This is a genomic window from Herminiimonas sp. (assembly GCF_030645555.1).
In the GTDB taxonomy this organism is placed as follows: domain Bacteria; phylum Pseudomonadota; class Gammaproteobacteria; order Burkholderiales; family Burkholderiaceae_D; genus Oxalicibacterium.
The window spans coordinates 1-12,422 of record NZ_JAUSME010000015.1 but is presented as its reverse complement, the minus strand read 5'-3'; the positions used below and the strand labels follow the sequence as shown (position 1 = coordinate 12,422).

The 12,422-nt window shown below is 57.3% G+C and carries 16 protein-coding genes and 1 pseudogene; 8 read left to right on the top strand and 9 right to left on the bottom strand.

Translation table 11 applies throughout. The features are described 5' to 3' along the window. Positions 1 to 377: pseudogene (locus Q7T06_RS00495) on the top strand (hypothetical protein); the annotation flags it as partial. 226 nt (positions 378 to 603) lie between these two features. Here the strand turns inward: Q7T06_RS00495 and Q7T06_RS00490 are convergent. Then, the gene (locus tag Q7T06_RS00490; protein WP_304778312.1) at positions 604 to 849 is read right to left on the bottom strand and encodes a DUF6139 family protein; all 246 of its coding nucleotides are present in this window, start codon (positions 847 to 849) and stop codon (positions 604 to 606) included. 345 nt (positions 850 to 1,194) lie between these two features. Here Q7T06_RS00490 and Q7T06_RS00485 point away from each other — a divergent pair, with 345 nt between their 5' ends. After that, positions 1,195 to 1,404 (top strand): hypothetical protein, encoded by a 210-nt coding sequence (locus Q7T06_RS00485; protein ID WP_304778309.1) that lies wholly within the window; start codon positions 1,195 to 1,197, stop codon positions 1,402 to 1,404. On the opposite strand, the gene Q7T06_RS00480 is transcribed toward Q7T06_RS00485, so the two are convergent. The 6 genes from Q7T06_RS00480 to Q7T06_RS00455 form a co-directional block, all read right to left on the bottom strand. Continuing rightward, positions 1,369 to 2,196 (bottom strand): ParA family protein, encoded by an 828-nt coding sequence (locus tag Q7T06_RS00480; RefSeq protein ID WP_304778306.1) that lies wholly within the window; start codon positions 2,194 to 2,196, stop codon positions 1,369 to 1,371. The two genes, Q7T06_RS00485 and Q7T06_RS00480, sit on opposite strands and share 36 nt — an antisense overlap. A gap of 198 nt (positions 2,197 to 2,394) precedes the next feature. Further along, positions 2,395 to 3,771: a PepSY domain-containing protein gene (locus Q7T06_RS00475; protein WP_304778303.1), complete on the bottom strand. Its 1,377-nt coding sequence runs from the start codon at positions 3,769 to 3,771 to the stop codon at positions 2,395 to 2,397. A gap of 59 nt (positions 3,772 to 3,830) precedes the next feature. Beyond that, positions 3,831 to 5,963: a TonB-dependent receptor gene (locus tag Q7T06_RS00470; RefSeq protein WP_304778300.1), complete on the bottom strand. Its 2,133-nt coding sequence runs from the start codon at positions 5,961 to 5,963 to the stop codon at positions 3,831 to 3,833. Positions 5,964 to 6,056: 93 nt separating this feature from the next. Beyond that, a complete protein-coding gene (locus Q7T06_RS00465) occupies positions 6,057 to 6,509 on the bottom strand; it encodes a copper chaperone PCu(A)C (RefSeq protein WP_304778297.1) in 453 nt (150 codons plus the stop codon). A gap of 44 nt (positions 6,510 to 6,553) precedes the next feature. Continuing rightward, positions 6,554 to 6,769 carry a hypothetical protein gene (locus tag Q7T06_RS00460; RefSeq protein ID WP_304778295.1) on the bottom strand — a complete coding sequence of 72 codons (216 nt, stop codon included), beginning with the start codon at positions 6,767 to 6,769 and terminating at the stop codon, positions 6,554 to 6,556. Between the two features lie 85 nt (positions 6,770 to 6,854). Beyond that, positions 6,855 to 7,235: a DUF2946 domain-containing protein gene (locus Q7T06_RS00455; RefSeq protein WP_304778315.1), complete on the bottom strand. Its 381-nt coding sequence runs from the start codon at positions 7,233 to 7,235 to the stop codon at positions 6,855 to 6,857. A gap of 239 nt (positions 7,236 to 7,474) precedes the next feature. On the opposite strand from Q7T06_RS00455, the gene Q7T06_RS00450 reads away from it, so the two are divergent. The 4 genes from Q7T06_RS00450 to Q7T06_RS00435 all read left to right on the top strand — a co-directional run bounded on the left by Q7T06_RS00450 (position 7,475) and on the right by Q7T06_RS00435 (position 9,742). Then, complete coding sequence (locus Q7T06_RS00450) at positions 7,475 to 8,113, top strand: DUF2238 domain-containing protein (protein WP_304778292.1); 639 nt, start codon at positions 7,475 to 7,477, stop codon at positions 8,111 to 8,113. A 76-nt stretch (positions 8,114 to 8,189) separates the two neighbouring features. Then, positions 8,190 to 8,747, top strand: a complete 558-nt coding sequence (locus Q7T06_RS00445; protein WP_304778289.1) for a DUF1003 domain-containing protein — start codon at positions 8,190 to 8,192, stop codon at positions 8,745 to 8,747. 16 nt (positions 8,748 to 8,763) lie between these two features. After that, complete coding sequence (locus tag Q7T06_RS00440; protein ID WP_304778286.1) at positions 8,764 to 9,252, top strand: YiiD C-terminal domain-containing protein; 489 nt, start codon at positions 8,764 to 8,766, stop codon at positions 9,250 to 9,252. 151 nt (positions 9,253 to 9,403) lie between these two features. Beyond that, the gene (locus Q7T06_RS00435) at positions 9,404 to 9,742 is read left to right on the top strand and encodes a DUF3144 domain-containing protein (protein WP_304778283.1); all 339 of its coding nucleotides are present in this window, start codon (positions 9,404 to 9,406) and stop codon (positions 9,740 to 9,742) included. A gap of 116 nt (positions 9,743 to 9,858) precedes the next feature. Here Q7T06_RS00435 and Q7T06_RS00430 read toward each other — a convergent pair whose 3' ends face one another. Then, positions 9,859 to 10,161: an antibiotic biosynthesis monooxygenase gene (locus Q7T06_RS00430; protein ID WP_304778279.1), complete on the bottom strand. Its 303-nt coding sequence runs from the start codon at positions 10,159 to 10,161 to the stop codon at positions 9,859 to 9,861. A 258-nt stretch (positions 10,162 to 10,419) separates the two neighbouring features. On the opposite strand from Q7T06_RS00430, the gene Q7T06_RS00425 reads away from it, so the two are divergent. Together Q7T06_RS00425 and Q7T06_RS00420 are read left to right on the top strand one after the other, a co-directional pair. After that, positions 10,420 to 10,875: a CreA family protein gene (locus Q7T06_RS00425; RefSeq protein WP_370652323.1), complete on the top strand. Its 456-nt coding sequence runs from the start codon at positions 10,420 to 10,422 to the stop codon at positions 10,873 to 10,875. Positions 10,876 to 10,908: 33 nt separating this feature from the next. Next, the gene (locus tag Q7T06_RS00420; RefSeq protein WP_304778273.1) at positions 10,909 to 11,922 is read left to right on the top strand and encodes an AI-2E family transporter; all 1,014 of its coding nucleotides are present in this window, start codon (positions 10,909 to 10,911) and stop codon (positions 11,920 to 11,922) included. A gap of 30 nt (positions 11,923 to 11,952) precedes the next feature. On the opposite strand, the gene Q7T06_RS00415 is transcribed toward Q7T06_RS00420, so the two are convergent. Further along, positions 11,953 to 12,422 (bottom strand): NAD(P)/FAD-dependent oxidoreductase (locus Q7T06_RS00415; RefSeq protein WP_304778270.1); only part of this gene is annotated, 470 nt, incomplete at its 5' end.

The following is a 12,422-nucleotide window of genomic DNA, read 5'->3' as shown; positions in this document are numbered from 1 at the left end:
AGCTTGAGTTTACTTCCAGCATCGATCAGCCGGATGGACAGAGTGCGAGCGCGGTCGATGGCAGCAGTGCAGGCACGCAGGCGGTTGGTGCGCCACCTCCGCCACCGCCTCGCGCCGCAGGTGGCGCTGCGCAAGAAGCTGCAGCCACCGAAGCCTATGATGCAGCCGACACCAATCAGGATGGTACGGTCAGCCTGCAGGAACTGGTCGCATACCAGACCAGCGAAGCCAGCAAGGAAGCTGTCAAAACGGATGCGCAGACCAATCTCGATGCGGCGACCAGGCTCACGACACAACTGGCCCAGACTTACGGTCGATTCGATCAAGACATCGCCAATGCCACCAGCAGCGTCAACCTGATTTCCGCCACCGCTTGATACAGCGCGTTTTTTAAGACTGTGCGGGCGGCCCGCACAGATCATCTCTTCCCTCCAGCACTTGTCCGGTCCCTTGCGCACCGGATGCCTGATCCCCTATCCGCATGCTGATTACGCATGCGTACGCAACGGCAGCTGCACTGTGCAAGTACAGCTGCGTCATTTATCGCACAGGAATTAAAAAATACGCGCGTGCCGCGCCGCAAGTCTGGCCATGCGATCAGGGTTATGGCACTGCATGCGGCAGATTGCGGGCGCTGGTGATGGCGTAACCTTTGGCCTGGATTTGGGCGAGCGGATCATCGATGGAAAAATCTGCCAGATGCGTGGCATCGTCTGCTACATCCACACTACGATCTATCGGCTCCCAATCCGTGTTGACGACTTCTTCCGGGATCATCCTGCCTTCGGGCACGGCCAGATAGGAAAAGTGGCCGGCATGTTCTGCTCTTCGGTATATATCTATGCGCATGAGAAGTCCTCGGGAAAGTTGAAGGTGACCCCTTTGTGACTGTACAGCGTAGCAATGGTTGCGTGTAGCCCGGATGCAGGACTCAACTTTGCATGGATCAGGCAGGCGTGAATCTTGCCTTATAGATCACGACTGACATTAATTTGCTGTGTCGGTTGCACACGGAGGGTGAAATGTGACGAATTTCCGACGTTTTGCGCGTAGATGGGCACTTTTTGTGACAAAAATGGTGTCTTTTTGTAAAGAAAGGTTACATGCAGACAATGTATTGCTTGCTACATGTTAATGTTTTCAGACATCCTACGGGGGAGTCATGCGAAATACTCGATTTTGTGAGAGGTATTCATGTTGAAATTTGATTTTTCAGTGAAGACGCGCGAAGGCCAGAAGATAGAAAGTATCGTGATCGGCGGGATGGATCGCGAAGATGCCGAACGTAAATTGCGACAGATGTATCGCCATTGCGAAGTCTTGCGTTGCAATATAAAAGGTCGTGTTCAGCGCCCCGGCATTGCACATTCAGTCGACGATATCCTGACGCTCATCTCGCGCTGATTCGGATTCTTCTGCTTCCCTGATTTTGATAAAACCGTCGGCCAGCAACTCGTCGAGCAGGGTGTCATAGTCTAGTGCGCCGCGGCTGTTTGGCGCGTGCTCGAATATCGTTTTGTTATATGCCGGGCTCTCCGCCAGGCTGACATTTTCTGAAATGTTGGTGCGGCATACGTCGGCACCGAATCTATCTTCCAGCATCTTGCGTACTTCCCACGCCATCTTGCGTCGTCCGTCAAAACGCGTCAGCAGATAACGCCTGTCTATGCGACGCTTCAATACCGGTTCCAGTGCCTTCAGGGTTTTATCGATTTGTATCGCCCCTTTTGCTGACAGATGATCGGCCGATACCGGCACGATCATGCAGTCGCAGGCAAAGATCGCGTTGAGCGACAGCACGCCGATCAACGGGCAGCAATCGATCATCACCGGCGTGAGTTCGTCATTCAATTTTTCGCCACGTATATGCGCGTTGAGCATGTTGACGACGTCAAAGCCTTTGCCGAACAGGGTATCGACTTTCGATAATTCCAGATGGGCGGGGATGATGCGGAGGTCGTTATTTGGCGAGATGCGCACCAGCTCGCGTAGCGGTCGATTGCGCTGAAACAGACTGAGTATCGTATCGTCACCAGAACTGGCCACAACGTTGGTAATCGAACTCAAATGCGCTTGCGGATCCAGATCGATGCCGTACGGTAGGCAACCGCGCCGCGCCAGCGCTGCGGCCAGATTGAGTGCAGTCGTGGTTTTCCCCACGCCGCCCTTCTGGTTGAATACCGTGACTATCGTCATAACAAACATTCCTGGATGCATGCGCATCGACAACATCTATCTATCGAAGCGGTATGGCGCGTCACACCAAATTCCGAACGATGCATACAGCGGCAAGGCGTGGACTACCACCTGCCGACGGGCGTGCAGTTTCAGAATAGTAACATCTTGATACTGTTTTACCTTTATCGGCAGTCAGTCTTGCGCAGTGGTCGCCAGTCAGGATGGTTTGCCGGCCCGATAGTGCAGGCAGATTTCGAGCGCAGCAAGGAAGGTGGCAGACACTGCAAGCACAGGCATGAGCGCAAACATCATGAGGGCGGAAATCCACCCGCCGGCCGGCATCGATTTCCATGCGCCGGGCAACAGTTTCGGCAAGCCGAATGAGCCCGTCTTGCGACGCTTGAAGAACATGACCCAGCCGGAAATCAGCGAGAACACTATACCCAGCCCGAAGACCACCAGCAGGATCTGGTTCCACCAGCCAAAGTCGCCGCGATGGAAGGGGATGCCGATGCCGGTTGCTTTTGAAAACAGGGTCTGGTCTTTCCAGCCGGCGTAAAACAGTGCATTGCCGCTGTAGGCATCGAGCACCATGTCGACGCGCTTTTCCGGTTGCGAGCGGTCGTAGTTATTGATGCGCCATGTGCCAAATTCGCCGCGCGGTGCAGTCAACTGCAGCGCAACGGCAGGCGCCTGCCGGCGTGCTGCATCGGCGGCGGCTTGCCAGGTCATTGCTGCCTGTCCTTCTATCGGTGTCGACTGCAGATTGCGCGGCGCTTGCGGCGGCGCCTGACCTATGCTGTCGCGTGCAAGGCGTACCTGCTCGCCTGCATATTTACTCCAGGTCAGGCCGGTAGTCAGGATCACCAAACTCATGATGCTCAACACGATGCCGATGAAGCTGTGCCACTGCGCCCACCACTTGCGGCCTTTGACGCCGCGCTGCGGCAGCATTTTTTCATCATTGCGCGGCCACCATAAATAAACGCCGGTCAGCAGCATCACCATCAGCCAGCTCGCTGCCAGTTCTATCATCCAGCGCCAGTTTTCACCTTGCAACAAGGATGAATGCAAACGTTTGGACCAGGTACCGAAACGTTCTTCGGCAGGCATGATGGCCAGCACTTTTGCATCGTAAGGATCGACATAGGCGATGGTAGGAGGACCGGACCGCGCCGTGCTGCTGGGCTTGGCAGCCGGTGTGCGATTGTGCATCGCATGCTCGCCGCCGGCGGCGCTTCCAACGACATCCGGCACCATGAACAGTACGCGCACGCTATCGGTGGCGTTCAGTGCCGGAATCACGGAGCGCAATACCGCACCATGCGGCGCCGCTTCGCGCGCCGCATGCACTGCGTCGTCCAGCGTGCGCATGGCGCCGACCGGCACTACATGATCGATGTCGGCATACAGCGCATCCTCGATTTGCGGCGCGAAGATATACAGAATGCCGGTCAATGCCGCAATCAATGCGAATGGCGAGGCGATCAGCGCCGACCAGAAGTGGATGCGCCAGAACAGGCTTTTGCGGCGCGCCAGCAGCGATGGAGCGCGCGCATCTGGCACTGCCGGGTGATTTATTTTGCAAGTCATGTCTTTTCCCTGTCGTTCAGCGCGACCGTGCAAGACGGCCGCGCTGCTTGTCGTGCTGACTATTTGCTGTCAAAGGTGTAGTTCAAACCGACCATCACGCTGCGCGGTTCGCCCGGCGTATAGCTGTTTTGCGTGTTGGCGGTATACGTGCCGGTGCCGCTGTAGGAACTGCTGGCGTTGTAGGCATACTGTCTATCGGCCAGATTGCGCACCTGCGCCCATGCCTGCCAGCCTTTGGCGACCTGGACATGGCCGCGCACATTCAGCAGCGTGTGGCCGGCATAGCGAACCGTGTTGGCGTTGTTCATCCAGTATTTACCCTGGTGCACGACTTCCAGCGCAATGCGCGCATCCTTGAACGGCTTGTAGCCGATTTCAGCGGTGCTGATGTCGCTTGGCGCCTGCGGCATTTCGCGGCCGCTGTAATCCAGTGTGGACGAGGCCTTGTATTCGAGGAAGCGATGCTTGGCAATCGTGGTGCCGAAGCGGCCGTCGAATACGCCTTTTTCCCAGCTCAGACCCAGTTCCAGGCCCTGGCTGCGGGTGCGACCGGCATTGCGGTTTTCACTGTTGCCCGGCGTGATGGTGTAGCTGACGATCGTGTCGCGGCCATCCAGACGGTACAGCGCCGAATCGAGCTTCAATGCGCCTTCCAGGAAGGCCATGCGCAAGCCGAGTTCATAGTTGTTGTAGGTGGCCGGTTTCAGATCGGGGATGCCGGTCTTGCCATACAGCTGGCTGACTTCCGGCGGGGTAAATCCCTTGCTGATATTGGAGTACACGCTGGTCTGTTTGCTGACTGCATAGGTCGCGCCAACTTTCGGGCTGAAGCTGGAGAACTTGCGTTCCTCGTTGGGCGCGCCGAAATTGGCGCTGCCGCTCGGCGCCAGCTTGTTCGTGTAGGCGTAGTTGATCGCATCGTAGCGGCCGCCCATCACGAGGCGCAGCCTGTCAGTAGGCGAGATTTCAAATTGTGCGAAGACCGCGTTGTTGTCGATCTCGGCTTCATAATCGCGCACGCCGGACAGGCTGGCCGACGGGGTGTAGCTGAGATATCTGCCGCTAACCGGGTCGCGCGCAATCGTCAGATTGCTGCTCGTATAAGGGTTCTTGCTTTTGTCGATATAGATGCCGGCCACCAGGCGTGCGCGCAGCCAGTCGAATTCCTGCTGATGCTTGGCATCCAGACCGAGCGATTCGACATGATTATTGTTTTTCGTGCCGCTGCAGACATTGGCGACGCAACTGCCTATCGTATAGCTCGGTATCTGGCCATGATCGTTCCTGCGTCCGAACACGGTGACGGTGCTGATGCCGTTGTGCGTGGTTTCGCCTTCCCATGCGACGTTGGCGCGCGTAGCCTTGTCTTTGCGATAGGTGAAGGTGTTGATGCTCTTGCCCGGATTGTTGCGGTAATCGTTTTCAAACACGCTGCCGGTCATCGCGGAATCAAGATCGGTATGCACCAGCGTGGCACGCAGCACAGACGACGCGTTTAATTTGTAATCGCCGCGCAGTGAAAAGGAATCCTTGCTGGCATTGCTGTATTCCTGCCAGTTGTTATGGTCGCGGCGTGAGCTGTAATGCGAGAAGCGCAGGCCGAGATCGCCCCAGGTATTGCTGGCGGCAGTGTCGACGCGCTGGTAGCCGTTGATGTTGTCGTAGCGCGCACCGACGCTGGCATACGGCGTGCGGGATGGACGTGCAGTCATGAAGTTGACAGCGCCGCCGACTGCGTTACTGCCGTACAGCGACGACGCGGCACCCTTGACGACTTCCACGCTTTCACTGCCGGCCATGTTCATTTCATTCAGGGCGTTGTGATTGAACACGCCGAGTGGCCGGATCGGAATGCCATCTTCCAGATACTGGTACACACTGTTGGTGCTGAAGGGCTGGCGTATCCCCATGCTGTGCTGCTCATTGCCCAGATCGTTCCAGTGCACGCCCGGAATGCGATTGATGATATCGCCCACCGTTTTCGGTTTGTCGCGCTTGAGTTCGGCTTCATGCACGACGCCGATGGCGACTGGCGTTTCCGACAACAGCGTCGCTGTACGCGAACCGGAGACGACGACTTCATCGAGGATTTCATCTGGTATCGGCATAGTGATCTGCGCGTAAGCAGGCATATGCCCGTGGGCCAGCGCGATGCCGAACGCCACATAGAGTGGTTTGAATTGGTATGACATTTCAATGTTCCTGCAGGAATTCATTAACGGCGCCACAGACGTGATCGTCGAGGGCATGTTTTGCGCGGGTGCGCAGCATCTCGCTCACGGCGATCAGTGCTTGTGTGCTGCGTGTGCGTCGCTATTTGTCAGCGCGCGTGCCGGCACTTTCAATTCCAGCGTTTCGCGTTTCTTGTCCTTGTTCTCGAATACCAGCGTCAGCGGGATCACATCGCCTTCCTTGATCTGGTTTTTCAGATCGAAAAACATCACGTGATAGCCGCCCGGTTTCAAGGCGACGGTTTGGCCGGCCGGCAGATCGAGGCCGGCGATCTGGCGCATGCGCATCACATTGCCCTGTATCGCCATTTCATGGATTTCAGTGGTGGCCAGCGGCGAGCTGACGGCGACCAGGCGTGATCCGGTCTTGCTGCTCAATTGCATGAAGGCGCCGGTGGCGTGTTGCGTCGGAACCGTGGCGCGCACCCATGGATCGGTAATGGTGACTTGTGCGAACGGTGCGGTAGAGATGATGGTGAGCAGGGTGGCGAGTAAAAGTTTTTTCATGACGGTTCCTTGAATGAGAGTATGGAAGGCGCGCGGCTTGATGCTTAATGCGTGATGCCGAGTGCAGCACGGTTCGTGATGACGCACGATGGTGCACATCCGGCATCGACTGCGGTCGGCAGCGGGACGAGTTGCATCTCGACGGCGGGGCCGGCGGCTTTGGTGTGAAAAATGGCAGTGCGGTGCATCGCATACGACAGCGATGCGATGAGGATGGCGATTACATTAAGGGCGATGACCCACTTGCGTCGGGTAGACATGGCAAGCTCCTGGTTCGATATGAGGACACGCCGACAGGCAAGCGCGGGCCATCAGGCCGGCGCGGCTATCGGTACTCGGTAACGATCAGGAGAGAGCTGGGGGAGCGCGCGGTTGTGCAACGGCCCACGCAAACAGCGGGCGCGATGCCTGGTAAAACAGGGAGGGCAGTACGTGGTCGCCGCTGACTACCGGCATGACGAAGTCAGCGGCAGGCGGCAAGCCGAATGAGCCGGCATGGCTCAGACAGAATGGGCAATGTTCGAAATGGATGGCCTTTTCGGCCGGCGTCGGCGCTTGCGGATTCTGGTCTGCATCGACCATCATCAACTTGCTGCCATCAACGGTACAGATTTCTATCCAGGCGTTAGGCGTGCCTTGGGCGGCAGCCACGGCATGAGAAATCGAGGGCGCAAGGGATGCCAGCAGGATCGCAAAACATGCGATCCAGGCAGCACAACGATGCATCGCTCTGGTCATTCTCATTGCAGGCTTGTCGGATAAAAATATTGTTCAGGCATGGCCCCGATTATTCGGGCGCAACTGCCATCAGGCGTCGTATTATAGTCGGGCCATCGCGGAATGGGTAGTGTGCCGATAGCGTTCCAGGCCGCCACAGCAGCCCACTACCGCAGTCCGCACAATGAGCGATGCCTTGCCTCGCCATATAAAAAATCATCCAGCCAGATTACGAATTCCATGCGCCCATGAACAAAAAACCTGCCGATACCGCACAAAAAACCGCGCTGCTGATAGCCGCTGCCGCGCTGCTGATGGCACTGATCGTGTCCGCGATTGATCCCTACGACAGGCTGACGTGGCTGATGGAAGTGATGCCGGCATTGATTGCGCTACCGGTCCTCGCCTTTACATATAAGCGCTTCCCGTTGACGAACCTGCTGTACGTGCTGATTTTCATCCATGCGCTGATCCTGATAGGCGGCGGCACGTATACCTATGCGCGGGTGCCGCTCGGCAACTGGGTGCAGGATGCATTCTCGCTGGCACGCAACCCCTACGACAAGCTGGGCCATTTCTGGCAAGGGCTGGTGCCGGCGCTGGTGGCGAAGGAAATTTTCGTGCGCGGCAACTATGTATCGGGAAAAAAGATGGTCGCTTTCCTGGGTATCTGCGTCGCGATGGCCATCAGTGCCTGGTATGAAGTCATCGAGTGGTGGGCGGCGCTGATCATGGGACAGGGCGCCGATGAATTCCTCGGCACCCAGGGCGATCAATGGGATACGCCATCCGATATGTGGCTGGCCTTCCTCGGGGCGACGGTTGCGGTCGTGTTGCTGGCGCGGCTGCATGATCGTCAGCTGGACAATTTGAAAAAGACCGGCTAGCCGGAACTGCAGTAAATGGGTGTGGTCGCAAGCTGTGCATGACTATTTCCCATGCGCAGATCAGACAGGATTAACTATGCACAAGCATGATGACGCGGCCCGTAAATTATTCGGCAAACCCTATGAGGAGCTCGACGAGAGTGCGCAAAAGGTAACGCACCACATGATGGCGCGCACGCACATTGCGCGCGACACTGGCAAGGATGATGAAGAAAGCGCCACCAGGGGCCAGCGCGCGGCCGATGCGGTCGCTGCGTTTGGTGGCTCCTGGGTTTTCATCGGCTTGTTCGCGGCGACGATGCTGGTCTGGGTGGTATCGAATTCCTTTATCCTGCTGCACTATGACAAGGCCTTCGATCCATATCCTTACATACTGCTGAACCTGTTCCTGTCGATGCTGGCGGCGATACAGGCGCCTGTCATCCTGATGTCGCAAAACCGCCAGGCAGAAAAAGACAGGCTGACGGCGCAGCACGATTACGAAGTGAACCTGAAGGCAGAACTGGAAATCATGCTGCTGCATGAAAAGATGGATATGCTCAGGGATGTACAGTGGAGCGCCTTGCTGGATCTGCAAAAGGAACAGCTGACCTTGCTGAGCGATCTGGTAGAGCAAAAGCGCAGCGGCAAGTGAGCGCAGGCAGGGCCAAATGAAGGGACAGACATTGAACGAGCAGACGCTGCAGCAATATCTATACGATCACATACCCTTGTCCAGCGCGATGCAGGTTCAGGTGATCAGCGCACAGGAAGAAGAAGTCATCCTGGCTGCGCCGCTGGCGCCCAACATCAACCACATGGAAACTGTGTTTGGCGGCAGCGCTTCTGCGGTAGCGATACTCGCGGCATGGTCGCTGCTGCATGTGCGGCTCAAGAGTGCCGCCATCACCAGCCAGCTCGTCATACAAAGCAACACGATGGAATATGCCTTGCCTATCAAGGGCAGGTTCACGGCGCGCTCCTGTCTGGCCGAAGCGGCCGACTGGCAGCGCTTTGTGCGCACGCTGCTACGCAAGGGACGGGCGCGCATATCCGTCATCGCAGTGCTGGAATATGAGGGCCGGCAAGTGGGCAAGCTGCAAGGCGAATTCGTTGCGCTGGCAGCGACTGAGGGAGCCGCCACGGCTGCGTGCGCATAAGCTGTTTGTTTTTTAAGTTATAGTGCTGCAAACGCAAAAATGCAGCGCTGTGTCTCTGGCCAGCGCCGTTATTGCGCCGTAAGCGGCGCCTGAAAACGCCGGCCCTTCCATCACGAGGATGCATCTGCCATCCCATTCAATACCCTACATCATGAGCGACGACAATTTCAACGCAAAAGACTTGACCCGGCCTACCAGCAAGGCGCCGGATCCCAACGCCAAATTCTGGGATGTGGCCGATACCTTCGTCCATCTTGCGAATGAAAATTGCAAGGGCGCCGAGCGCGGCCAGGTATGCGCTGCGATGCTGTATGCAGCGGCGCGTTTCAATGCATTTACCGTTTCAGTCGATGCGCCGAATGCAGAAACTTTCAAGAACGAAATCGAGCCGGCGGTCGCCTATTTCCGTGACGAATTTGAAAAAATGCTGCGCGAGAATTTCAGGGATTATGCAGAAAATTTCAGCAGCTATCATCCTGAAAAAAGCTGATGGCGCAGCGCCGGCAGTGCGCTTGACCTGATTGACAAAAAAGCCCCGCTGCTGCCGTGACGGCAAAAGCGGGGCTGGTTCTGTCCGGCGCTGCCGGCAAGTTCAAGCCAGCGACATCAAGCCGATTTGGACAGCAGATTGAAGTGCTCGACTGCCGGCGGTGCGGCGAAAAACGGGCCGACGATGGCGCGCCATTCCTGGAAGGCTGCTGATTCGCGGAAATCGACGGTATGGTTTTCCAGCGTGGTCCAGTAAATCATCACGACATAGCGTTCCGGCGTCTCTATGCATTTGTTGATGATATGTCCCTGGTAGCCCCTGGCCTTGGCGATGACCTGTTCCAGCCCGCGCTGCACGGCGGCGTCAAACTCGGTTTGCTTGCCTGGCTGGATACGGATGTCTACGAGTTCGAGAATCATGAGGGCTTCCTGTAAAAGTGTTTGGATGCGGAATTATTACATGGCGTGCGCGTCGCCGCCGATTCCCGATGCGCCTGCATGACGCGTCCATTCCATGCCGACCGACAAATTTGTTTTGCAATGTGACTGTTCAGGCCCGGCCTATGTGGGTAAGCTGTCTTCCTCGCCCATGCTTAGGCTCTTGCAGCCATGCATGGCGCATCAATCTGAAGTGCAATCAAACTGGAGATGCCCGTGCGTCATATTTTTGCAGGATACATGCTGGCAGCAGCAAGCGTGCTCAGCCTGCCGGCGCAAGCTGAAGAAATCGGCGAGGTCAGCACGGTATTCCGTTTCCTCGGCAAGAATGACCGCATCGTGATCGAAGCCTACGATGACCCGAAAGTGCTGGGCGTCTCATGTTTTGTATCGCGTGCGCGTACCGGCGGCATCAGCGGCACGGTCGGTCTGGCGGAAGATACCGCCGACGCCTCGATAGCCTGCCGCCAGGTCGGCGACAGCCTGCGCTTCGTCGGCAAATTGCCAAAACAGGAAGATGTGTTTTCCGAACGGCAGTCGATTTTATTCAAGCGCCTGCATATCGTGCGCGTGGTTGACCCGGTGCGCAATACGCTGGTCTACCTGACGTATTCCGACCGGCTGATAGAAGGCAGTCCGAAAAATGGCGTGACTGCCGTGCCGGTGCCGCGCACTAATCCGATTCCTTTGAAATAATGCCTACTTCCTGTCACTTTTAACCGGTCATCCATGCTCGCTCCATCCAAACCCAACCCGGTCGTGATCGCTTCCTATGCGCTGGCCGCCGCCGCCTTGCTGCTGGTCATGTACAAAGGCTTGCTGGCGGCGATGTTTTCCGGCTTGCTGGTATTTTCGCTGGTGCATTTGCTGGCGCCCAAGCTGGGCAAGAAGCTGGTCGGGCGGCGCGCACAGGTACTCGCGGTTGCCTTGTTAAGCGGCTTCATCGTCGCCGCGCTGTCGATCGCGATCTGGGCCCTGATCCGCTTTTTGCAAAGCGATGCCGGCAGCATCCCGGTGCTGCTGAAAAAAATGGCAGACATACTGGAAGCTTCGCGCAGCCAGATCCCGACATGGATGGCGTCCTATATTCCGGTTGATGCCGATGCGCTGCGTGAGCGCATCACGAACTGGCTGCAGACGCATGCGTTCGAGGCGCGCTCCATGGGACAGGAGGCGGCGCGCATACTGGCGCATATCCTGATCGGCATGATCATAGGCGCGATGGCGGCGCTGTATGACTCGACCACGACCCCGATTTATCAACCGCTGGCGGCCGCCATGCATGCGCGCGTGGTGACTTTGCGCAATGCCTTCCGCAATATCGTGTTTGCCCAGGTACGCATCGCTGCGATCAATGCGGTGCTGACCGGCATCTATCTGGTGGTGATCCTGCCGCTGGCCGGCATCGAGCTGCCCTTGCGCAAGACGATGGTGGTCGTCACCTTCCTGGTTGGCCTGTTGCCGGTGATAGGGAATCTGATTTCCAATACTATCCTGGTGATCATCGGGCTGTCGCATTCGCTGCATACGGCGCTCGGCTCGCTGCTGTTCCTGATGGCGATACACAAGCTGGAATATTTTTTGAACGCAAAAATCATCGGCCAGCATATCGATGCGCGCACCTGGGAATTACTGACAGCGATGCTGGTGATGGAATCCATCTTCGGCATCCCCGGCGTGATTGCGGCGCCAGTGTTCTATGCGTATATCAAAAAAGAATTGAGCAATCACGGCTTGGTGTAGGACTCGCTTGATGCGCGGCCCGGGCGATCATCAATCTCTTGATTGCAGCCATGCGACGGCACCCAGGCCGGCCGCCCGTCCGCTGGCAAAGCATGCACTCAGCAGATAGCCGCCGGTAGGCGCTTCCCAGTCGAGCATTTCGCCGCTGCAGAAAACGCCCGGTAGCGCGCGCGCCATCAAGTGTTCATCCAGCGCTTCAAACAAGACGCCGCCGGCACTGCTGATCGCTTCATCGATAGGGCGCGCTGCCAGCAGTTGCAAGGGCAGCGCCTTGATGGCCGCCGCCAGTTTTTGCGGCTGCGCATAATCTGCTTTATCCACACACTCACGCAACAAACCCGCCTTCACGCCGGTAATGCCGACCTTGCTTTGCAGGTGGCTGGCCATCGAGCGTGAACCGCGCGGCTGCGCGACTTCCGCCAGTACGCGTTCCAGCGTCTTGCCGGGTGCCAGATCGAGCGTCAGGGTAGCGCTGCCGTGGGCAGCGATTTGATCGCGCA